The following is a 21,729-nucleotide window of genomic DNA, read 5'->3' as shown; positions in this document are numbered from 1 at the left end:
GTCCGGCGCTCACCCAGCCTGCGGGCGAGTACAGCCAGGCCGCGTCGGCGGGCGGCCCTGGACGCCCATGGGGTGGAGATGGCCCGCGCGCTGTATGAGATGAAGGGCGAGGACGGCAAGCGCCGCTACACCGTCCAGCAGATTGCCGACCGGCTCGGCGTCAGCCGCGCCACGATCTACCGCCACCTCGATCCGGACAAGCCGGTCTCGGCGTAGGAGGGGGCACGGTGCTGCTCCCGGTCACCTATTACGGCGGCAAGGCCAAGCTGAGCTAAGAAATCTGGAGCGATGCGGCAAGCGATAAGGTTGAAGATCAGGTTGGCGGAGCCGCCGCCTGATCATCACCGGCGGCCCCGGCACCGGCAAGACCACCCTGGCCCTGCAACTGCTGCTGGCCCTCCTCGCCACCCGCGGCAGCGACGAACCCGTCCCGGTGATGCTATCGATCGCGTACATGCGGTCTCCTCTGAAGAGAAGTAGGGGCTTCCACCCTCCCAGCGGTCTCGGCGGGGGGAGTCATGCCGGACAGGCGATCAGCGCTCGGCCTTCAGCCGTGGTAGCCCATCCGCCGGTGCGGGTCTCGGCGATGAGGCCCTGGGCCTGCAGCCGCCAGGCGAGCGTTCCCGCCATCCGGGCGATCGCCGGCGCGTAGCCGGGGTTGGTGCTGGGGCTGCGGGCGGCGACCAGGGCGTCGGCCAGCCGGTGGGCGGGCATCGGCTCGTGGTCGCAGATGAGGCGCAGCGCCTCTTTCTGGGCGGCGGTGGGGTAGCCGTCGGACATCGGGGTTGTTCCTTTCAGCCGCAGCAGCCGCCGCCGGATTCGGCGCTCGCGCCGACGGTGGCCAGCGGGAGGGGGGTGGCGAGCAGGCCGCCGGTGATGCCGGTGGCCAGGCCGACCCGCTGTTCCTGCGCTTCGGCCAGGTTGGAGGAGCACACGCCGGTCTCGGGCAGGTTGAGCTGGACGTCGCGGGCGGCCTCCCAGTCTCCGGCGATCGCTGCCACGACCGAGCGGACCTGCTCGTAGCCGGTGGCCATGAGGAACGTCGGTGCGCGGCCGTAGCTCTTGACGCCGACCGCGTAGTAGCCGGGCTCGGGGTGGGCGAGTTCGTCGGCGCCGTGGGCGGGGACGGTGCCGCAGGAGTGCTGGTTGGGGTCGATCAGCGGTGCCAGGGCGCGGGGGGAGCCGAGCATCGGGTCGAGGTCGAGGCGGAGTTCGGCGGCGATGGAGTGGTCGGGGCGGTAGCCGGTGGCCGACACGATGCGGTCCACGGTGACGGTCTGTTCGTGGCCGGAGGGGTCGCGGCTGATCACCTCGACGCCTTCGTTGGTGGTGTGGACGCGGTGGGTGAAGAAGCCGGTCAGGAGCTGGATGCGGCCGGAGGTGACGTGGGCGCGCAGCCGGGTGCCGAGCGCGCCGCGGGCCGGCAGCGCGTCGGCCTCGCCGCCGCCGTAGGTGCGGGTGGCGTTGCCGGCGCGGATCGCCCAGGTGATCGGGGTGTTCTCCAGTTCGGCCAGGGCGAGCAGGGTGGTGGCGGCCGAGTGGCCGGCGCCGACGACCAGCACGCGCTTGCCCTCGTAGCGGTCGCGGTCGGCGCCGAGCACGTCGGGCAGGGCGTGGTCGATGAACACCTCGTGCTCGCCGTGGGCAGGCAGGCCGCTGGCGCCGAGCACGTTCGGGCTGGTGTAGGTGCCGGAGGCGTCGATGATCGCGCGGGCCTGCAGTTCGGTGCCGTCGGCCAGGCGGATCAGGAACGGGGCCTGGTCGCGGCCGGCGGTGCGGACGCGGTCGTAGCCGAGGCGGCTGATCGCGCTCACCTTGGCGCCGAGCCGTACCTTGTCGCCGAACAGTTTGGCCAGCGGGGCGAGGTAGTCGTCGATGAGCTCGGCGCCGGTCGGCAGCCAGTCGGGGTCGGGGGCGCTCCAGCCGTCGGCCTCCAGCAGGCGGCGGGCGGCGGCGTCGATGTTGTACCGGTACGGGCTGAACACCCGCACATGGCCCCACTGCGCCACCGAGGCGGCGACGCGGTCACCGGCCTCCAGGACCGTGAAGTCGATGCCGCGCTCGGCCAGGTGCGCGGCGGCGGCCAGGCCGACCGGGCCGGCGCCGATCACGACGACGGGCAGGTTGCCCGTCTGCCCTGAGGCGGCCTGCTGAGGGGTGGCGAACTGCTCGATCTCGACGGCAACGGTGCCGCAGCAACGGTCACTCATGACGGCTCTCCAGAAGGGCGCGAGGGTCAGCGGAAGGACAGGGACGACAAGACGGAGGTGCGGGCGCGGTCGATGGCGGCCTCCGCGCGGCAGGTGCGGTCGCACACCTCCGCGGTCGCCTCGTTGAAGGTGAAGCCCGAGACGTCACCCGAGATGGCGGCGGGGCGGCGCAGGCGGGTGAGCAGAGCGCGCATCGCGCACCTCCTACATAGAAGCTCATCTAAACAGCTCAGATTCTGAACCACTGATTAGAGAGTCGTCAAATTAGATGAGCGCCTAAGCTGACATGTGCTGCCAAGCCCGGACCGTCAGCCGCAACCACCGGCAGCAGGGCCATCGCCCACCGCGCCCCGTCGGGGTTGGCCCGGTAGTAGACGGTCTTCCACTCGCGCCGGGAGGTGAGCACCCCGCCCTCGCGCAGCGTCGCCAGGTGCGTGGAGGTGGTCTTCGCAGACAGGACCCTCTCGATCCGGCGGATGAGCCCTCCGTTCGGTCAACCGTCCTTGCCGCGGATGCGTAGTTCGCCCTTGTGGGGCTGAAAGACGGACGTCGGCAAGGTCGAGGCCAACGACTCGGAGATGCGCGGGCGGCGACCGCCTCGGCGATCGGTTGCGGGAACGGGCCGGGGTTCAGCGTCATGACGGCGATGCCGTCCTCGGCGGTGGCGGGCAGCTCGCGGAAGAGGTCGACCTGGGCCGGACCGTCCGGGCCTGGCGGGGCGACGACCTGGACCTCGACTCCCGCCTCGCGGCCCGCGTAGGCCGCGCCGCGCATCATCTCGGCCGAGTAGTTCAGGCTCATCGCGGCGCCGACGTAGGCCACCTTGACACCTTGTGGCTGCTTTCCGGCCTGCGCCGTCATGCCGGGGCTCCTGGGCAGCCTTCCGCAGGTGATCCATGCAGGAAAGGGAGGGAACTGTGGCAGCGGTTTCGAGGTGCTGGCGGTGGTCGACTTCCAGGGTGTGGCCCCAGCGCGCGCCCTTGGCCCAGGGAACCACATCAGGGCGGGGAGTCGTCGGACGTCCCACGTCGGCTCGTGGCCTCTCGATACCGCCCCGGTGTGGTGCCGAACTCCCTCTGGAAAGCGTGGGAGAGCGCGTACGGGCTGCCGTAGCCGACGCGGTCGGCGATGGTGGCCAGGGTTTCCTTGGTGTCGCGCAGCAGGGTGGCGGCCAGGATCACGCGCCACCAGGTGAGGTACGCCATCGGCGGGCGGCCGACCAGGGTGGTGAACCGGCGCGCCAGCGTGGGGCGGGAGACGCCCGCCTCTGCGGCCAGGCGGTCGATGCTCCACGGCGCGGCCGGTTGCGAGTGCATCGCCCGCAGGGCGGCGGCCGTCACCGGGTCGCCCAGTGCGATGGGCCAGGCTCCGCTGGTGGTCTCGTTCATCCATGCGCGGATCATGTAGACGAAGAGGAGGTCGAGCAGGTTCGGGAGCGCCACGCAGGAGCCGGGCCGTATTTCGTCCAGCTCACCGGCGAGCAGATCGATCGCGGCACGGAGTTCGAGGTGGGCGCCCACGCGGCTGGGAAGGTGGACGATCTCGGGCAGCTCCGTCATCAGCGGGTGCATGCGGCTGCAATCGAGCCAGTATCTGCCGCAGAGCATCTCCGTCCCGTCACGGTCGGGCCGGGCTCGCGGCCCCGTCTCCCCGAGCCACTGCTCGAACGGCACCGCCTTCCGCGCCGCGACCGCCGCATCGAGGGGAGAGTTGGCGATCACGTGGCCCGTGCCATGAGGCAGCAGCACCGCGTCACCCACGCTGAGGGACACCGAGGCGCCACCGTCGGTCAGGAGCCAGCAGTTGCCCTTCAGTACGACGTGGAAGCCCGCGCCGTCGTACGCATCCAGCCGCGTGCACCAGCTCCCGCTCGTCCGCATCCGGTGGAACCACGGGTGCCCGAGGTGAACGGCGGAGATCGCGTCACTCACCACATCCATCCGCCCAATATAGCTGTCATATAAGGCATGAGACGGATTCGTATCTTTTTGAGGTGGTTGCGCATTGAGAGGATCGTTCGATCTTTCTTAAGGTCGAGCACATGACGAACGAGAACGAGCGTGTGCAGAGCATGATGCTGGGGGATGTCGAGGTCATCCGAGTCGTTGAGTGGCACAAACCATTCCTGCCCACCTCCGGCATGTTCCCGGGAACCGGTGCCGATGTGTGGAAGGACAACGAAAACTGGCTGACGCCGGACCACTGGCAGCCGGACAGCGACTTGGCGGTGCTTGCTCTGCAGAGCTGGGTGCTGCGCAGCGGCGGGCGGACCGTCCTGGTGGACACCGGAGCGGGCAACGGGCGTGAACGGCCAGGCATGGGGCCGTTCCACCAGGCCCGGAGTGATTTCCTCGGCATCCTGGCGAGGGCCGGAGTTCGCCCGCAGGATGTCGACGTTGTGGTCAACACCCACCTGCACGTCGATCACGTCGGCTGGAACACCGTCGACGCGGACGGGCAGTGGGTACCGGCGTTCCCCAACGCCCAGTACCTCATTCCCGCCGCCGACGACTTCCACTACGGCCCGGACAACGCGTACGGCAACGGCGCGCAAGAGGCCGACCGCCTGATCTACGAAGACAGCATCGCGCCCATCCACCAGGCCGGACAGGCCGTCCTGTGGGACGGCAACCACCGCATCGACGAACACCTCACCCTGGAGTCCGCGCCCGGCCACACTCCCGGCTCGTCGGTGCTGCGACTCGCCTCCCGCGGGGACCGGGCGGTCTTCGTCGGAGATCTGCTGCACAGCCCTGTGCAGATCCTCGACCCCTGCCTCAACAGCAACGCCTGCCTGGCCCCGGAACAAGCGGTGGCCAGCCGCCGGCGGATTCTCGGGCGGGCGGCCGACGAACAGGAGGTGCTCGTCCCTGCACACTTCGGCGGTGCAGGCGCCCTGGAAGTCCGACGGAACAGTGATGGATTCGCCCTCGGCCCATGGGCAACAGCCGGCCCGACGAAGAGTGCATCCGCCTCCGAGTGAGCCATGGCCCGCCCCGCTCACCGCCCGCGAGCGCGAGGCCCTCAACGCCTCGGCGGACGGCGCGACCGTCGCCACTTGGCTCAGCCTGTGGGAATCCACGGGCCGAGCCGGGTGGATCCGGCATTCCGTACGGAACCACCCGCCCCCGGCCTGGAGGCCGTCCCACATGACGTACACGTCGAGCGACCGACCCGCAGCCAGAGCGAGCGGAGCCCTCGTCCCGGTGCTTGCCTTCGTGGGCGTCGTGGTCTCGGTGATGCAGACCCTGCTCATCCCAGTACTGAAAGACCTGCCACACCTGCTGGGCACCAAGCCGGGCAACGCGACCTGGGTCATCACCTCGAGCCTGCTCGCTGCCGCCGCCACGCCCATCATGGGCCGCGTGTTCGAAACGGCCTGGGACCGCTTCACCCCGTTCTTCGCCTTCTCCCCGGCGGTCCGCAAGCTGCTCTACACCACCAACAGCATCGAGTCCCTGAACTACCAACTGCGCAAGGTCACCAAGGCCCGCGGGCACTTCCCCGGCGACGACGCCGTGGTCAAACTGCTCTGGCTGGCCATCATCAACATCGAGGACAAACGCGCCCGCGAACGCACCATGCACAAGGAGAAAACCGGCAAGATCAAGAACTCGTTGCCTGGCGGGACACCGGGCCGGTCGATCTCGACGGCAACATACCGGAACCCGTTCGCCAGGTCGCAGGTAGTGCAGCCGGCCGGACCCCGACTCAGCCTGCCGCCACACTCGGTGCAGGTGAGCCGGTCGTAGGCGGCGTCCACCACCCGCGATAGATGCCTGTTGGGCTCGTCGATCACCATCTCGGCGACGTCGAGCTCGTCCAGGGCGGCCAGTGTGCCGAACTCCTGCGTGACGAACTCGCGCCATCCGGATTCGACGATCCCGTCGACGCTACCGGCGCATCGCTTGCAGTGAGGCGCTCCGGCGGGTTCCCAGTGGCCGCATTCCCCACACCGCCGCATCCTCGAACGGTATCGCCGCCCACACCGGGACGCGCCAGTTTTATCGCGTCGTGACCATGTCGTTCATGTCAAGGGGATGACGCAACAATGGGCGAGGGCGTGGCAGGACGCGAGCAACAGCGCAGCCTTGGTCGGCAGCTTCCAGCTCCTCAAGGTCGCAACGGCGCGCTCGCCGTCCTCAGCCGCATCACCGTCTCCATCCTGTGCGAGGGCGCGAAATGCGCTCCTGCCGCCCGTCGGTCTGGGTTCACGAGCCGGCTACCTGGGATTCCGGGTCGGAGTACGTGAGTCATATGGGGCGCCACCGGGTGAGGTTTCGTCGATCAAGGATCCCAGGCGGCGTTGGAGTAAGCACGGACGACGGGTTGGCCACCGGAGACCGGCGCCAGGGCGGCACCCACCACCACCGGCACCAGCCGCGTGAGCGCGCCAGCCCGGGGTCCCGCAGCACGGCCGCCATGCTCAGCGCTTGGGCCGCAAGCCAGTGCCCGGCCTCGCTCCTGGCGCCACCCGGCGCGGGTCATGTCCGCCTCACATGGTGCAGTCTGCCCTGCCGCCGCACCTGCGGGGGTGGGGCTGGCCCCACCCTCCAGGTGGGAAATGCCTACCCGCTCCGGTGGGCTGAGACCCATGGAGACCCGCCTTCGCGGCCAGCAGGCTGATCACGACACCTGAATTCCGAGTCCCATCAACAGGGGGAAGTTGTGATCGAAGTGCGGGCCCTGACCATGCGGTACGGCCGCACGGTCGTCGTGGACGACCTGACTTTCACGGTGGAACCGGGCCTGGTGACCGGATTCCTGGGTCCGAACGGCGCCGGAAAGTCCACGACCATGCGGGCCGTGCTCGGGCTGGAGAGCCCCGCGGCGGGGGAGGCCCTGGTGGGCGGGCGCGCGTACGTGTCGCTGCGCCGCCCCCTACGCACGATGGGCGCGCTGCTGGATGCCGGGGCGGTGCACGGCGGCCGCAGCGCCCGCGCCCACCTCGCCTGGCTGGCCCGTAGCAACGGCATCGGCGCCGGCCGGGTGGCCGCGGTGCTGGAGCAGGTCGGCCTGGCCGGCGTCGCGGATCGGCGGATCGGCGGGTTCTCGCTGGGGATGAAGCAGCGGCTGGGCATCGCGGCGGCGCTGCTCGGTGACCCGGCGGCGCTGATGCTCGACGAACCGCTCAACGGCCTGGACCCGGAGGGCATCCGCTGGCTGCGCCACCTGCTGCGCACGCTCGCCGGCGAGGGCCGTACCGTGCTGCTGTCCAGCCACCTGATGAACGAGCTGGCGCTCACCGCCGACCACGTGCTCATCATCGGGCGGGGCCGGCTGATCGCCGGCACCGCCATGGACGCCCTGGCCGGATACTTCCAGGGCGACGTACTCGTCCGCACGCCTCATCCCGAGCGGCTCACCTCCGTCCTGCGCGGCCACGGCGCGACGGTGACAGCCCGGGACGACGGCGCCCTGTCTGTGCGCGACCTGGCTGCGGCCGAAATCGGCGCACTGGCGCTGGCGGCGGGAATCACGCTGGCCGAGCTGTCGCCGCGCGGCGCGTCGCTGGAGGAGGCATTCATGCGGCTCACGGGGGACAGCACCGAGTACAGGACCGCGCAGGAGGCCGCGCAATGATTGACGTGATCGCCTCGGAGTGGCTGAAGCTGCGCTCGCTCCGCTCGAACCTCTACCTGTTGGCCTGCTCGGTGGCGGCCGTCGGCGCCTGCGCCGGGATCGCGTTCATGATCGGCCGCGGTTTCGACAATCAGACGGCGGACGAGAGACTGGCCTTCCCCACCAACGGTGACGGCATCGGCAACGGCATCGCGGTCGCCTACTTCGTCTTCGCCGTGCTGGGCGCCCTGACGATCACCTCCGAGTACAGCACCAAGATGATCCAGACGAGTCTGGTCGCGGTGCCGCGGCGGCAGGTGCTGCTGCTGGCCAAGGTGCCGGGGCTGGCCGCAGTCACGCTGGTGGCGGGCCAGGTGCTGGCCTTCGCCATGCACGCCGCCTCGATGGCGGTGCTCGGCGACCGTGCCGGGCAACTGCTGCGCGGTGGGGTGACGCTGGGCACGTCGTTGTCGCAGCCGGGCGTGCTCACCTCTATGATCGCCGCCGGGCTGTCGATGGCCGCGGTCGCGCTGATCGGGCTCGGCGTGGGGGCCGCCGTCCGGTCCACCCCCGGCGCGCTGGTTGTGCTGACGGTGATCATCGTGGTGCTGCCGGTGGTTGCCAAGACGCTGCCCATGCCGCTGCGCGCGCAGGCCGGCTCGTTCATGATCGAGAACCTGCCGCTGCAGATCGCGGGCGTCGGCGGCGGCAACCTGCCGCCCGCCCTGGCGGCGGGACTGCTTTTCGGGTACGTGGCCGCCGCGCTGACGGCGGGCGCCACGGTGATCGCCCCGGCCGGACGCCGGATCAAAGCGTTGGCGATCGGCGCGGCCGTGGCCGTCGTTGTCCCGGCGGTGCCCGTGGCCGCTTCGCCCGGCGCGGGCCCCTCGGCCCTGGCCTGGGCCGACTGCGCGGACCAGGACCTGGTCAAGGAGATGCGCTGCGCCTCGATCACGGTGCCCCTGAACTGGGCAGAGCCGTCCGGGCGGAAGATCGAGCTGACCGTCGGCCTGCTGCCGACCACCGGCGCCCAGCGCCGAATCGGCACGGTGTTCGCGATCCCGGGCGGGCCGGGCGGCTCCGGTGTGGCGGCCCTGAGCACGAGCGCGGGCAGCTTCGCCGAGCTGCGCGCACGGTTCGACGTGGTCAGCGTCGAGCCCCGCAACACCATCGACAAGGGCGTGTTGCCCTACGACTGCCTCGTCTCCGGCCCCTGGATCACCTGGCCCGATACCCGAGCGGAATTCGTCGAGCTGGGCAGGCGTAACCGGGCGGCGGCCGAGCGGTGCCGCGCCGCCGACCCCGAGTTCTTCGACCATATGGACTCGGCCTCCGTGGCGCGGGACATGGAGGCGATTCGCGCCGCGCTAGGGGAGGAGCAGCTGAGCTTCGTCGCCAACTCCTACGGTGGCAGGCCCGGGATCGACTACTCTCGGCTGTTCCCGGGCCGGGTGCGCGCGATGGTGTTCGACGGCTCCGTCGACCCATGGGCGGATCGCGCGCAGGGCAGGCTGGCTCATGAGGAGGCCTTCACGCGCTTCGCCGCCTGGTGCGCGGCCGACACCGCCTGCGCGCTGCACGGCCAGGACGTGGGCGAGGTCTGGCGGGCGCTGGTGGCGCGGGCCGACCGTGACCCGGTGCCGGTCAGGGGCGCCTTGCCGCGCATCGCCTACAGCGGGTTCGACATCAAGGAGGCTGCCGCCCCCAGCGTCATCCAACCGGGCTCCGCGCCTGAGTACCCCCGCTGGAGGCAGCTCGCCGACGCGATCGCGCGGGCCGCCGGCGGTGACGCCTCGGGGTTCGCCGACTATGTCCGGCAGAGCACGAAGAGCCTCAAGGTTCCCTCGTTCATCGGGATGAACATGACCCACTGCCTGGACGGCCTCGGCTTCCGGGACTATGAGGAGTACCGGGACAAGCGACGCGAGGGCGAGCGTCTGCTGCCGAACCTCGCCGGGACCGAGCTGTGGCATTCGCTCGGCTGCGTCGGCTGGCCGGTCCCCGCGACCAACCCGCCCGCGCCGCTGCCCGCCAAGAGGTTGCCGCCCTACCTGGGCGTCGGCTCCCTGACGGACTTCGGCAATTCGGCGGGCATCGTGCGGCACGTCCCCGGCTCGGGCGCGATCCAGTACCAGGGGAACGGCCACGGCCTCTACAACTCCGGCAACTCCTGCATCATCGCTCACGTCAACCGCTATCTCACCAGCCTCAGCCTGCCTCCGGCCGGCGCGGTGTGCCGCCCGGCCGGGCCCTGATCCGGAAAGTGCTGGCACCGATTGCCACCGTCCCCGTGCGGACGATCCACAAAATCGCGCGCTCGTTGCGGGCAGTTCGCCAGGAACAGGTACGACGCTGTCGAGTCCGGCACGGCCATGGACGCCGTGCACGGACCGCTGACCGGACAACAGCGGGAGGCCGATCCCACAGACCCCTCCATGGTTCCGCCGGGTCGGCCTCCCGCCTTCCTCGAGACTTGTGGACGACGGGGGTGACAGGAAGGACTGGATGTTCCTGGGAATGGTCTTCCCCGGAGTTCTCATCGGATGCGCCGCGGTCACCCCTGCGATCGCGGTGCTCGGCGACGACGGCCCTACCACCTGCGCCTTGGCACGCGATACCTCTGCGCTCGGGCGTGGCGAGGACTGAAGAAGCCGCCGTCCCCGGCCCTGCCGCACGAGCAATGGTGCAAGTGGTGGAGCGCGGATGGACAGCACTGTCGGGTCAACCCACCCCCGGGCATCCGGCCGGAGGAGGGCCTGTGCGGCAGCAGGACCGTGCGCTGGGCGGTGCTTGCCCTCGATTCCGAGGCCGACCCTGCTCTTGTCAGACGACGCGAGCGATGCCCTGTCGAACAAGACAGCGCGCGATGGCCGCCGTTCCAGGGGCCGGCTCTGGACGCGATCATCAGTGCGCTGATCGCGGCCCAGGGCCCTGCCTGCCACGCGTGCCACAGCACCATCGGCGTGTTCGTCGACCACGACCCGGTCAGTCTCCAGGTCCGCGGCCCGTTGACCGAACTAACTCATGTGTTCTTGCAGGTCAACGCGTTTCTCCGCTAGCTTCTCGGGATGCTTCAAGGTGATGTCCCCGAGCGGGACTTGGCGACGTTCGTCCTGCCCGAGTTGGGCTGGCTACAAAAGACCGGCGATCAGTGGGCGCCGTACCAGATAGTCGACCAGGGTGGCATTGTCGTCGGCCCCGTCCGGGCCTTCTTCGCCGAGCTGCAGGCAGAGGGCAAATCCGCCTCCACGGTCCGGTCATACGGCATGGACCTGCTGCGTTGGTGGCGGTTCCTGTGGGCGCTCGACATCGAGTGGAACCGGGCTACTCGTGCGGATGCACGAGACTTCACCCGGTGGATGCAGATCGCGAACAAGCCGCAGCGCCTGCACTGGAGACACCGGAACGCCGGCTACTCCGAGAAGACGGCGCCGAAGCCGCGGATGACGAGGAAGAAGATCCCCGGTACGCCGAACGCCATCACGGGCAAGGCCTCGCCCGGCCCGCAGTACGCCGCGAGGACTCGGGCACACTGCGAAACCGTGCTGCGCACGTTCTACGACTTCCACCTGGACGAGGGCACCGGGCCAATCATCAACCCGTTTCCGCTTGTCCGTTCCCGTCGCAGCAGCCGCGCGAACGCCCACCACAAGCCTGACCAGCCCTTTAAGTCAGAACGGGCAGGCCGCTACCGGCCGGTCATCCCGAAGCGTGCACCCCGGCGCATCCCCGACGAGATGTTCAATGCACTCTTCGCCGCCCTCCGCCACAACAGGGACCGCGCTTTGCTGGCTTTCTGGGTTTCCAACGCTGCCCGCGCCGAAGAGCTCCTTACCAGTCGGCAGCGTGATGCCCTTCCCGGTCAGCAGTTGGTCGGCGTGATTCGGAAGGGAACCCGGGCCTACCAGCAGCTTCCCTGCTCAACCGACGCCTTCGTCTGGCTACGGCTCTACCAGGAGGAGGCCCGGCGAGACGGCGTCCCGCACGGCAAGAACCTGCCGTTGTGGTGGACGCTGAGGCGGCCGTGGCGTCCGCTGAACTACGACGCGGCGCGGGCGATGTTCAACCGGACCAACGATCTTCTTGGAGCGAACTGGACGCTCCACGATCTACGCCACACCGCGTCCTACCGACTCGCCCGCGACCCCAACATGCCTCTGACCGACGTCCAATGGGTCCTCGGTCACGCACATCTGACGACCACACAGCTCTACCTTCCGGCCAGTCAGGACGAGGTAATCGAACGCGTCCGCGCCCATCATGCACGCCGGGCCGAGCAGCGCGACCGGCCACCGGCGCCGCCGGCTCCTGGCTACAACTCCGACTCGATGAAGACTCTCTTCGGGAACTCGTGGTGACGAGCACTGAGACCTTGGTCGCTTCGACCGCCATCCGAGACGCTCAGCCGCTCGCCGGCGAGGCCCTCCGGGCCGCCAAGAAACGTTTCCCGCCGCGGCCTTACGAGGACGACTGGACTGCCACCAGCCATTCCTATGACGAGGTCGTCGCCCGGCTGAACCGACCTCCGCTACGGGCCGCGAGCGAGAGCACCCACTTCTACCGGCGCCGGGGCGCAACACTCATTCTGCACTGGCTCCTGAAGCAGCCGGGCGACACCTGGCAGCAACGCTGGAACGCATCTCCCGCGGCGAGTGGCACCGGGGCACAGTGGAACGAGCTCAACGCGACCTGGGTCGGCTACAACGCGGCGAATGCGAACGGCATCCTCAACACCGGCCTGTTCGCCCTGGTCTGCGCCGACGTGCTCCGGCCATCGCTCCGCTGGCAGCTCACCCGGACCTCGACCAATCTGCGTGCCATCATCACCCGGCACCGTGACCCTGATGGCTTCGCCCGCCTTCAGGAGTTGGTGGGCCCAGAGGCATGGTCCTCCCATCTCGGCATTCTCGCCAAGAACGTGCTGGTCAAGCTAGTCATCGCCAAGGGAGGTGGCTTGGCCGACATCAATGTCGGAGACGCCATTGAGTACATGGAGGAGCATCGAGCTCAACGGGCCACGTCGGGCGGACAAAGCCTGTTCTACTCCTGGGTGAAGAGCCTGGGTCACCTGCCGCCCGACGCACCCGTGTCACTGAGGCTCCTGCACCGAACGTCCGGCCAAGTCTCGGTCGAGCAGCTCGTCGACCGCTACCAGCCGCAGTCCAAGCCGATCCGGGACCTGCTGGTCGAGTACCTCAAGGAACGCCAGCCCACCATGGACTACACGTCCTTGGAGGACGCGTCACGGACGCTCGTGAGGAACTTCTGGCTGCAGATTGAGCGCATTCAGCCCGGCATCGACACACTCCGGCTGCCGTCCGAGGTCGTCAGCGCATGGAAGCAGGCCAGCCGGACGAAAGTCACGCGCCGCCGGCTGCCCGATGGCACAGTCCACGAGGCAATATCGGAGCGCGCCAACTACGGCAGCCTCATGCTCGGAGTGCGAGCCCTCTACCTCGACCTGGCCCACTGGGCCGTCGAGGAACCAGAACGCTGGGGCCCGTGGGTTGCTCCTTGCCCGGTCAGCGCCGCCGATGCCAGTACCTCCAAGCACGAGAAGCGCCGCAAGGCGAAGATGGACCAGCGCACCCGCGAACGACTGCCCGCGCTGTCCACCGTTGTCCGTGCCGCCAGGGCGAATTGGACGGAGGCCCAGGAGGGGATGGACGCCCTCCGAGTCGCCCCACTCGGCGGCCAGTTCATGTTCAGAGGCAGGACCTACACGCGCCAGAAGAAGGACTCGTCGACTCCGTTCCGGGCCTACGACGAGTCCGGCCGACGCATTCATCTGGGGCTGCTCGAGGAGCGGGCATTCTGGGCCTGGGCCACGATCGAATTCCTGCAGCACACCGGTGTCCGGATCGAGGAGATGCTGGAGGCCAGCCATCACGCCTTGATCCAATACAAGCTGCCCACCAGCGGTGACATAGTGCCTCTGCTTCAGGTCGCTCCCTCGAAAACAGACGAGGAACGGCTTCTCCTTGTCAGCCCAGAGCTGGCCGACGTCCTGAGCACGGTCATCGCCCGCGTCCGTGACCCTCGAACAGGCGCGATCCCGATGCTGCCCATCTACGACGTTGCGGAGAAGATCTGGAACCCGCCGATGCCGCTGCTGTTCCAGTGGACATACGGAGGCCAGCGCACGCCGGTGTCCCGCCAAATGATCCGCGATGGTCTTAACGAGGTCCTGAAACGAACCGGGCTCACCGACTCCGCGGGCGAGCCCCTCGACTTCGCTCCTCACGACTTCCGAAGAATCTTCATCACCGACGCAATCCGCAGCGGCCTGCCGCCCCATATCGCACAGGTCCTGGCCGGTCACTCCGACATCAACACCACGATGGGCTACAACGCCATCTACCCGGCAGACGCCATCGAAGCGCACCGCGCATTCATCGCCCGTCGACGATCGCTTCGTCCCAGCGAGGAATACCGGACCCCGACGAACGAGGAGTGGGACGCCTTCCTCGCCCACTTCGAGAAGCGCAAGCTCTCTCTGGGAACCTGCGCTCGGGCCTTCGGAACGTCGTGCATCCACGAGCACGCCCCGTTGACTGAACGAACCACGGGGATTGTGCAGTTCAGAGCACGGGTTCGGTTCTTGGGCAGTACGGTCTGCGGTCATGATGGACGAGCGTCTTCCCGGGCGGGATCTATCGAGATTGGTGGTCGCTCGATCGGGTCGGCTGATGGAGACCGGCGACCGGTACGAGCCCTATCGATTGATCGACGCCGGTGGCGTGCCCGTGGAGCCGGCCGCGGTCTTCTTCCAGGAGCTGCTGGCGGCCGGGAAGGCGGCGGCAACCGTTCGCTCCTATGGCATGGATCTGCTGCGGTGGTGGCGGTTCCTGCACGCCGTCGACGTGGCCTGGGATCGGGCGACGCGTGTGGAGGCGCGGGACTTCAGCTGCTGGATCCAAGGCTCGGTCAAGCCCAGGGCGACTGCTGGGGCGCGGCGATCGGCGCGGGTCGCGGGAACTCCGAATCCGGTGACCGGGAAGCCGACGTTAGGACCGGGCTATGCCCCTTCGACCGTCGTTCACAGCGAGACGGTGCTGCGGCGGTTTTACGATCTGCATCGCGATGCAGGCTCCGGGCCGCTGCTCAACCCGTTTCCGCTGGACCTGGCGCGTCGCTCCGGCCGCGTGCACGCGCACCACAACCCGATGGACGCCTGGGTGCCGGAGAAGACGGGTCGCTACAGGCCCAGCGTCCCACGGCGCATCCCGCGCTCGATCCCGGACGAATGGTTCAACACGCTGTTCGCTGCGCTGCCGTCGAACCGAGACCGGGCCCTGATCGCGTTCTGGGTCTCCAGCGGGGTCCGGGCCTCGGAGTTGATCGGCATCCGCCAGTGCGATGTCGATCCAGGCCAGCAGCTGATCAGCGTTGTCCGAAAGGGCTCCCGGGCCCGGCAGCAGGTGCCGGCGTCGGCGGACGCGTTCGTGTGGCTACGGCTCTACCAGCAGGAAATGCACGGGCTGATACCGCGGGGCAAGGCGCAGCCGGTGTGGTGGACCCTGCGGCGTCCGGTCCGGCCGCTGACCTATCACGGCGCCCACCGCATGTTCGAGCGGGTCAACGCCACTTTCGGCGCGGACTGGACTTTGCACGACCTTCGACATTCCGCCGCCGGCCGAATGGTTTGCGATCCGCAGTTGACGTTGACCGATGTGCAGTGGGTCCTGGGCCATGCTCACCTGACCACCACCGAGGTCTACCTCGCCCCGCGTCAGGACGAGGTCGTCGCCCAGGTGCTGGCCCATCACGCCCGCCAGAGCGGCCGGAACGCCGAACCCGTGCCGCCGCCTCCGGCGCCGGGCTACGATCCCGAGGCGCTGGACGTCCTGTTCGGGCGGTCGTCATGACCATCACCAAGAAGCACTCGACGCGTCAGCCGCTACAGGCCGCGAACGCGACCGCCGAGCAGGCTCGGGCGCGGAACAGCGTGCTGCGGGAGCGGTTCCCGTCTCGGGCTGCCGAAGTGTGGTGGCCAGCGACTGGAGAATCGGCTGAGGACGTGCTGCGCCGGCTCACCACGGCGCCGTTTCTGCCGGTGGCCAAGGCCACCCGGGCCGGTCGTCGGCGCGGAGTGATGAAGGTGTTGGACTGGCTGTCGAGCCTGCCGGGAGACAGTTGGCAGGAGCGGTGGACCGTCAGCGGCGCCAAAGACCTTCCCGGCGTGGATTGGACGCAGCTCCCGCTGCGTTTCCTGAACTCGCAGGCCGGGCCGCAGGCGTCGTACGTCAGCACCGACCTGTCGACCGGGCTGCTCGTGCTGGTCGGCGGTGATGTGATTCGTCCCAGCCTGCCGTGGATGCTCACTCGAACCCATCGGCATCTGGCCACGATCATGGCCGAGGCCCGCGACCCCGACGGGTTCGGCCAACTGGCGCACATGGCCGCCGCGCAGCCGCATTCCAGCAAGGACGCCCAGATCGCCGCGACCCGGATCGCGAGCATCCTGGCCTGCAAGGGCGGGCTGATCCGGGACATCACCGTCGGAGACTGCGTGGAACTGTTCGACACCCAACGCCGGGTCCACGTCCGCGGCGGTCAGCACAAGGTCGACTTCTACCTGCGGCTGCGGACGATGGGCGTCTTCTCCGACGACGCCCCGGCCACGATCCGGGCGTTCGGCCAGGCCCTGGGCCAGCTGAGCATCGAAGAGCTCGTGGACCGCTATCCGATCCGGTGCCGCCCGATTCGGGACCTGCTGGTGGAATACCTTCGCGAGCGGCAGCCGTCGCTGGACTTCGCCAGCTTGGACGCGGTCTCACGGACTCTGGCGGGGCTGTTCTGGGCGCGGATCGAAGCGCTCTCACCGGGCATCGACACGTTGCTGTTACCACCGACGCTGGCCCGCGCCTGGAAGGAAGACTTGAGCACCAAGCGGCGCACCACCACCGGTCCCGACGGGGCCGCGATCGAGATCACTAGCCCCCGGCTGAATGCCAAGGACGAGTTGATGCGGGTCCGGGCGTTCTACCTCGACCTCGCCCACTGGGCCGCGGAGGAACCGGGTCGCTGGGGACCGTGGGTGGTTCGCTGCCCGATCAGCGACGACGAGATCCGCAAGGTCAAGGAACGCAAGCACCGCAAGGCACGGATGGATCAGCGCACCCGAGAGCGTCTTCCCGTGCTTCCCGTCCTGGTCAACACTGCCAACCGTCGCAGGCTCACGGCCGCCGAGCTGCTCCGGTCCGCACAGGCCACCGAGCCCGGGGCGGTGATCCCTGGCACCGAGGGATTGCTGCGCCGAGCCGTCACGACTAAGGCCGCAGGGCACCTCACCTGGGCCGAGGAGACCTTCACCGGGCGTCGACGGAACCTGTCCTTCGAGGAGGAAGAAGCATTCTGGGCGTTCGCCGCCGTCGAGGTTCTGCGCCTGACCGGCATCCGCAACGAGGAACTCCTGGAGCTGAGTCACCACAGCATCACCGAATACCGGCTGCCGACGACCGGGGAGGTCGTGCCGCTGCTACAGATCGCCCCTTCGAAGACCGACACCGAGCGGCTCTTGCTGGTCAGCCCAGAACTGGCGGACGTCTTGTCCTCCGTCGTCCGCCGACTGCGCGGCTCGGCTGGAGCAATCCCGCTGGCGCCGTTCTACGACGTCCGCGAGAAGGTCTGGAACCCGCCGATGCCACTGCTGTTCCAGCGGCAGATCGGCACCGAGCATCGGGCCTTCACCCCTACATTCCTGCGCACGCTGCTGATCGGCGCGATCGCGTGCACCGGGCTCACCGACGCCAGCGGCACACCACTCACGATCTCTCCGCACGACTTCAGGAGAATCTTCGTCACCGACGCCATCATGAACGGCCTGCCGCCGCACATCGCCCAAGTGATCTGCGGCCACAAGAACATTGATACGACGATGGGCTACAAGGCCGTCTACCCGGCCGAGACGATCGAGGCACACAGGGCGTTCATCGCCCGCCGCCGGGCCACCCGTCCCAGCGAAGAATACCGGACCCCCACTGACGAGGAGTGGGACGCCTTCCTGGCGCACTTCGAGAAGCGCAAGGTGTCGGTCGGTACCTGCGGCCGCGCATTCTCAACCCCTTGTGTTCATGAGCACGCTTGTGTCAGATGTTCACTCCTCAGGCCAGACCCTGCGCAACGCCCCCGCCTCGAGGAGATCCGGGACAACCTCATCGCCCGCATCGCCGAGGCCGAACGTGAAGGCTGGCTCGGCGAGGTCGAAGGGCTCCGCGTCAGCCTCGCCGGCGCCGAGGACAAGCTCGTCCAGCTCAACGCCCGGCACGACCGCAGCTCACCGACGGTGTTCCTCGGAACACCGTCTCCCGATCAGATCCGTGCTCGTGATGTTGACGCTTCCGATCCTGCCGACTGCCAGGAATGATGGCGCGGTGACCAACATCGGCGACGACCATGTGAAGCTCCACTTCCGAATGGAGGTGGACGAGGACGGCTGGCCGCCCGCAAGCGTCGAAAGCCTGTGGGCGGTGGACCTGGGCGATGGAACCGTCCGCCTCGACAACACCCCGTGGTTCGTCCGAGGAGTCGCGAGCGACGACATCATCAGAGTGCAGGTCGACGAGGACGGCCTGTGGTGGGCCGGAGAGACGGTTCGGGCATCGAACAACTGCACCATTCGGCTAATCGTGCTGAAGGACGGTGGGTCAGAGGCTGCACGGCAGACCGTGCTGGAGACCTTTCATCGACTCGGCACCACGGGCGAGGGTATCGAGCAGTTCAGGATGGTCGCGCTGGATGTCCCACCGTCCGCGGACCTTCGCCGGATCCGCAAGCTGCTGGAACACGGCGAGGCCAAGGGATGGTGGCACTGGGAAGAAGGGTGCGTCACCGCCGGGTGGCATGCCACGGACCCAGACTGAGGTCACCTCCGCAAGTTCAGAGAAGCTTGTGTCAGATGCTCGCTCCTCCGACCTGACCCGGCCCAACGGGCGCGGCTTGCCGAGATCCGCGACAACTTGATCGCCCGAATCACCGAAGCTGAACAGGAGGGATGGCTCGGTGGGATCGAAGGACTCCAAGTCAGCCTCGCCAGCGCAGAGGAGAAGCTCGCCCAGCTCGATGCAGAGCAAGTCCGTCAACGCCAAGTGGTTGATCTCGGCATGCCCCGCTTCAGCCAGATCGCGACACGAATCAGTACGGCAAGAGGACCTTCAAGTTAGCCGAGCTCATCCACGCGGATGATCTACACCACCCCGACCCAGGCCACGGGCCACGCTCTACGGGCGGCGGGCCAGCAAATGGGTGTCGAGGAAGCCCCGCTCGGACGCTGGGTCGTGGAGCAACCGAGCAACCGTGACGAGTCCGGCCCCGGTCAGCAACTCGGCAAACTGCTCCGCCGGCCAGCTATAGGCGGGCGCCACCTTGTGGTCGAAGCGGACCGGCTCCGGTCCCTCGGTCCCGAAGAAGGACACCAGGAGCAGGCCCCCTGGCGTCAGGACACGCACCTGTTCGGCGAGCAGCGCGGGCAATTCTCCAGGTGGGGTATGGATCATCGAGTAGTGGGCCAGCACTCCGCCGAGCGCGCCGTCCTCGATCGGCAGGGCCTCCATTCGCGCTTCGTCGAACCGCAGCGTCGGATGGGCCCGCCGGGCGTGGGCGACCATAGCCGGGGAGAGGTCGAGCCCGAAGGAGTCCAGCCCCAAGTCGTGCAGCATGGCTGTCAGATGCCCGGGTCCGCACCCGACGTCGGCTGCACGCAGGTTCCCCGTGCCACGCACGAGCTCGGCGAAGGTGCCGATCATGTTCCGCGCGAACGGCTGCGTCTCCAACCGATTAGCAAACATCGACGCGTACAGCTCGACGACCCCGTCGTAGGCCGCCCTGGTCTCGTCCTGGTGTTTTAACACGGGAAGGAAACTAACACCCGCGCCATTCGCACCCGTTCTCCGGCCCCACACCGGACCTCCCCTTCAGGACTGATCGTCCCGTCACCTGATCACAGGGCACACTCTCGTTGGTTCAGAGAAGCTTGTGTCAGATGCTCGCTCCTCCGACCTGACCCGGCCCAACGGGCACGGCTTGCCGAGATCCGCGACAACTTGATCGCCCGAATCACCGAAGCTGAACAGGAGGGATGGCTCGGTGAGATCGAAGGACTCCAAGTCAGCCTCGCCAGCGCAGAGGAGAAGCTCGCCCAGCTCGATGCAGAGCAAGTCCGTCAACGCCAAGTGGTTGATCTCGGCATGCCCCGCTTCAGCCAGATCGCGACACGAATCAGTACGGCAAGAGGACCTTCAAGTTAGCCGAGCTCATCCACGCGGATGATCTACACCACCCCGACCCAGGCCACGGGCCACGCTCTACGGGCGGCGGGCCAGCAAATGGGTGTCGAGGAAGCCCCGCTCGGACGCTGGGTCGTGGAGCAACCGAGCAACCGTGACGAGTCCGGCCCCGGTCAGCAACTCGGCAAACTGCTCCGCCGGCCAGCTATAGGCGGGCGCCACCTTGTGGTCGAAGCGGACCGGCTCCGGTCCCTCGGTCCCGAAGAAGGACACCAGGAGCAGGCCCCCTGGCGTCAGGACACGCACCTGTTCGGCGAGCAGCGCGGGCAATTCTCCAGGTGGGGTATGGATCATCGAGTAGTGGGCCAGCACTCCGCCGAGCGCGCCGTCCTCGATCGGCAGGGCCTCCATTCGCGCTTCGTCGAACCGCAGCGTCGGATGGGCCCGCCGGGCGTGGGCGACCATAGCCGGGGAGAGGTCGAGCCCGAAGGAGTCCAGCCCCAAGTCGTGCAGCATGGCTGTCAGATGCCCGGGTCCGCACCCGACGTCGGCTGCACGCAGGTTCCCCGTGCCACGCACGAGCTCGGCGAAGGTGCCGATCATGTTCCGCGCGAACGGCTGCGTCTCCAACCGATTAGCAAACATCGACGCGTACAGCTCGACGACCCCGTCGTAGGCCGCCCTGGTCTCGTCCTGGTGTTTTAACACGGGAAGGAAACTAACACCCGCGCCGTTCGCGCCCGTTCTCCGGCCCCACACCGGACCTCCCCTTCAGGACTGATCGTCCCGTCACCTGATCACAGGGCACACTCTCGTTGGTTCAGAGAAGCTTGCGTCCGATGTTCGCTCCTCCGGCCTGAACCGTCCCAGCGTGACCGCCTGATCGAGATCCGCGACAACCTGTTTGATCGGATCGCCGAAGCTCAGCGTGAAGGCTGGCTCGGCGAGGTCGAGGGCTTGGAGATCAGCCTGGCGGGCGCCGAGGAGAAGCTGACTCAGCTCGATGCCGCACTCAAGCCTTCTGTGATCCACCTGGGCCTGCCCACCTTCAACCAGATCGCCGGGCGGTCCAGCACCCTCTGACCGCCCCTCTCTCAGAACCCGGCAGACGGACGACCCCGGTGCATCTCGACCTCAACGAGGAAGATCGCACTGGTAGTTCGGAGAAGGCCTGCTGTGCCGGCACTGCAACACGTGGCTGGAGACCTGCCCCCACTCCACGGGCTGCATCTGGGGTGACTACCTCAACAATCCGCCGGCCGCGCACCTCGGCCTGACCTACCCGCGAGCCGCGATCAGCCGCAAACGCCGGTGATCTTATCTCTGGTGGTTCTCGGTCGTGCATCAAGTACTTCAAGTAGGGTCGCTGGCTACTTGACGCGCAGTATCTAGGGGTCCGTTCGGCATGTTGGACAGATCAGATGTGGCATAAAGTCGCTACTGAGCTGAACGAGCGGTAGCCGATGATTCGCGATCTTTTCGATCACGTTTCCGCAGTGTCTTCCACGGCTTCAGAGACGTTAGGGATCGGAGCCGGGCGTGCCATCCCCCTGGAACGACATCCCGGTGGCTCTCACGGGTGATCAGGAACCGTCCCAGCTGCGAGCACGACACCGGCCGGACCTGTTCGACCTCCAGGAGCCAGCGTGAGGTCACCCACGCCCAGGGGCACAGCGGATCGAACCAGAACGGGACCTGCTCGCGGTCCGGCTGTTGTTTGATCATGATGG

Annotated in this window: 16 protein-coding genes and 3 pseudogenes; 12 read left to right on the top strand and 7 right to left on the bottom strand. The window is 68.1% G+C overall.

Features of this window, described 5'->3' with window-relative positions:
* Window positions 1–216, top strand: a 216-nt coding sequence (locus AB0I79_RS58700; protein WP_357893936.1) for a helix-turn-helix domain-containing protein, incomplete at its 5' end; no start/stop codon positions are given.
* A gap of 300 nt (window positions 217–516) precedes the next feature.
* On the opposite strand, the gene AB0I79_RS58695 is transcribed toward AB0I79_RS58700, so the two are convergent.
* The 4 genes from AB0I79_RS58695 to AB0I79_RS58680 all read right to left on the bottom strand — a co-directional run bounded on the left by AB0I79_RS58695 (window position 517) and on the right by AB0I79_RS58680 (window position 4,150).
* Complete coding sequence (locus tag AB0I79_RS58695; protein WP_357893934.1) at window positions 517–780, bottom strand: hypothetical protein; 264 nt, start codon at window positions 778–780, stop codon at window positions 517–519.
* A gap of 14 nt (window positions 781–794) precedes the next feature.
* Entirely contained in the window at window positions 795–2,210 is a 1,416-nt protein-coding gene (locus tag AB0I79_RS58690) for an FAD-dependent oxidoreductase (protein ID WP_357893932.1), read from the bottom strand.
* Window positions 2,211–2,236: 26 nt separating this feature from the next.
* Entirely contained in the window at window positions 2,237–2,404 is a 168-nt protein-coding gene (locus AB0I79_RS58685) for a hypothetical protein (protein WP_357893930.1), read from the bottom strand.
* 804 nt (window positions 2,405–3,208) lie between these two features.
* On the bottom strand, window positions 3,209–4,150 hold the full coding sequence (locus AB0I79_RS58680) for an AraC family transcriptional regulator (RefSeq protein ID WP_357893928.1): 942 nt from the start codon (window positions 4,148–4,150) through the stop codon (window positions 3,209–3,211).
* Window positions 4,151–4,251: 101 nt separating this feature from the next.
* Here AB0I79_RS58680 and AB0I79_RS58675 point away from each other — a divergent pair, with 101 nt between their 5' ends.
* From AB0I79_RS58675 to AB0I79_RS58630, 10 genes and pseudogenes are all read left to right on the top strand, one after another.
* Window positions 4,252–5,193, top strand: a complete 942-nt coding sequence (locus tag AB0I79_RS58675; protein ID WP_357893926.1) for an MBL fold metallo-hydrolase — start codon at window positions 4,252–4,254, stop codon at window positions 5,191–5,193.
* A 382-nt stretch (window positions 5,194–5,575) separates the two neighbouring features.
* Window positions 5,576–5,962 (top strand): annotated as a pseudogene (locus AB0I79_RS58670) (transposase); the annotation flags it as partial.
* 916 nt (window positions 5,963–6,878) lie between these two features.
* The gene (locus tag AB0I79_RS58665; protein WP_357893924.1) at window positions 6,879–7,793 is read left to right on the top strand and encodes an ATP-binding cassette domain-containing protein; all 915 of its coding nucleotides are present in this window, start codon (window positions 6,879–6,881) and stop codon (window positions 7,791–7,793) included.
* Window positions 7,790–10,027, top strand: coding sequence for an alpha/beta fold hydrolase (locus AB0I79_RS58660; protein ID WP_357893922.1), 2,238 nt, complete (start codon window positions 7,790–7,792; stop codon window positions 10,025–10,027). The genes AB0I79_RS58665 and AB0I79_RS58660 overlap by 4 nt, the downstream gene beginning before the upstream one ends.
* Before the next feature lie 519 nt (window positions 10,028–10,546).
* Window positions 10,547–10,831 carry a hypothetical protein gene (locus tag AB0I79_RS58655; RefSeq protein WP_357893921.1) on the top strand — a complete coding sequence of 95 codons (285 nt, stop codon included), beginning with the start codon at window positions 10,547–10,549 and terminating at the stop codon, window positions 10,829–10,831.
* A 9-nt stretch (window positions 10,832–10,840) separates the two neighbouring features.
* Window positions 10,841–12,130 carry a tyrosine-type recombinase/integrase gene (locus tag AB0I79_RS58650; protein ID WP_357893919.1) on the top strand — a complete coding sequence of 430 codons (1,290 nt, stop codon included), beginning with the start codon at window positions 10,841–10,843 and terminating at the stop codon, window positions 12,128–12,130.
* A gap of 632 nt (window positions 12,131–12,762) precedes the next feature.
* A pseudogene (locus AB0I79_RS58645) lies at window positions 12,763–14,070 on the top strand (site-specific integrase); the annotation flags it as partial.
* Between the two features lie 325 nt (window positions 14,071–14,395).
* Window positions 14,396–15,640, top strand: coding sequence for a tyrosine-type recombinase/integrase (locus AB0I79_RS58640; protein ID WP_357893942.1), 1,245 nt, complete (start codon window positions 14,396–14,398; stop codon window positions 15,638–15,640).
* A complete protein-coding gene (locus AB0I79_RS58635) occupies window positions 15,637–18,141 on the top strand; it encodes a site-specific integrase (RefSeq protein WP_357893941.1) in 2,505 nt (834 codons plus the stop codon). Before AB0I79_RS58640 ends, AB0I79_RS58635 begins: the two co-directional genes overlap by 4 nt.
* 7 nt (window positions 18,142–18,148) lie before the next feature.
* Entirely contained in the window at window positions 18,149–18,637 is a 489-nt protein-coding gene (locus AB0I79_RS58630) for a DUF4265 domain-containing protein (protein WP_326628196.1), read from the top strand.
* 357 nt (window positions 18,638–18,994) lie between these two features.
* On the opposite strand, the gene AB0I79_RS58625 is transcribed toward AB0I79_RS58630, so the two are convergent.
* Both AB0I79_RS58625 and AB0I79_RS58620 read right to left on the bottom strand, forming a co-directional pair.
* Window positions 18,995–19,624 carry a class I SAM-dependent methyltransferase gene (locus tag AB0I79_RS58625; protein ID WP_185110958.1) on the bottom strand — a complete coding sequence of 210 codons (630 nt, stop codon included), beginning with the start codon at window positions 19,622–19,624 and terminating at the stop codon, window positions 18,995–18,997.
* 453 nt (window positions 19,625–20,077) lie between these two features.
* Window positions 20,078–20,707 (bottom strand): class I SAM-dependent methyltransferase, encoded by a 630-nt coding sequence (locus AB0I79_RS58620; protein ID WP_185110958.1) that lies wholly within the window; start codon window positions 20,705–20,707, stop codon window positions 20,078–20,080.
* Between the two features lie 249 nt (window positions 20,708–20,956).
* Between AB0I79_RS58620 and AB0I79_RS58615 the strand changes: the two genes are divergently transcribed.
* Window positions 20,957–21,082 (top strand): hypothetical protein, encoded by a 126-nt coding sequence (locus AB0I79_RS58615; RefSeq protein WP_269433553.1) that lies wholly within the window; start codon window positions 20,957–20,959, stop codon window positions 21,080–21,082.
* 528 nt (window positions 21,083–21,610) lie between these two features.
* Here AB0I79_RS58615 and AB0I79_RS58610 read toward each other — a convergent pair.
* A pseudogene (locus AB0I79_RS58610) lies at window positions 21,611–21,724 on the bottom strand (disulfide bond formation protein DsbA); the annotation flags it as partial.
* Window positions 21,725–21,729 lie beyond the last annotated feature (5 nt).

Source organism: Nonomuraea sp. NPDC050202 (assembly GCF_040656115.1).
In the GTDB taxonomy this organism is placed as follows: Bacteria; Actinomycetota; Actinomycetes; order Streptosporangiales; family Streptosporangiaceae; genus Nonomuraea.
Note: the sequence above shows the minus strand (reverse complement) of the source record. Positions and strands in the feature narration are given on the sequence as shown.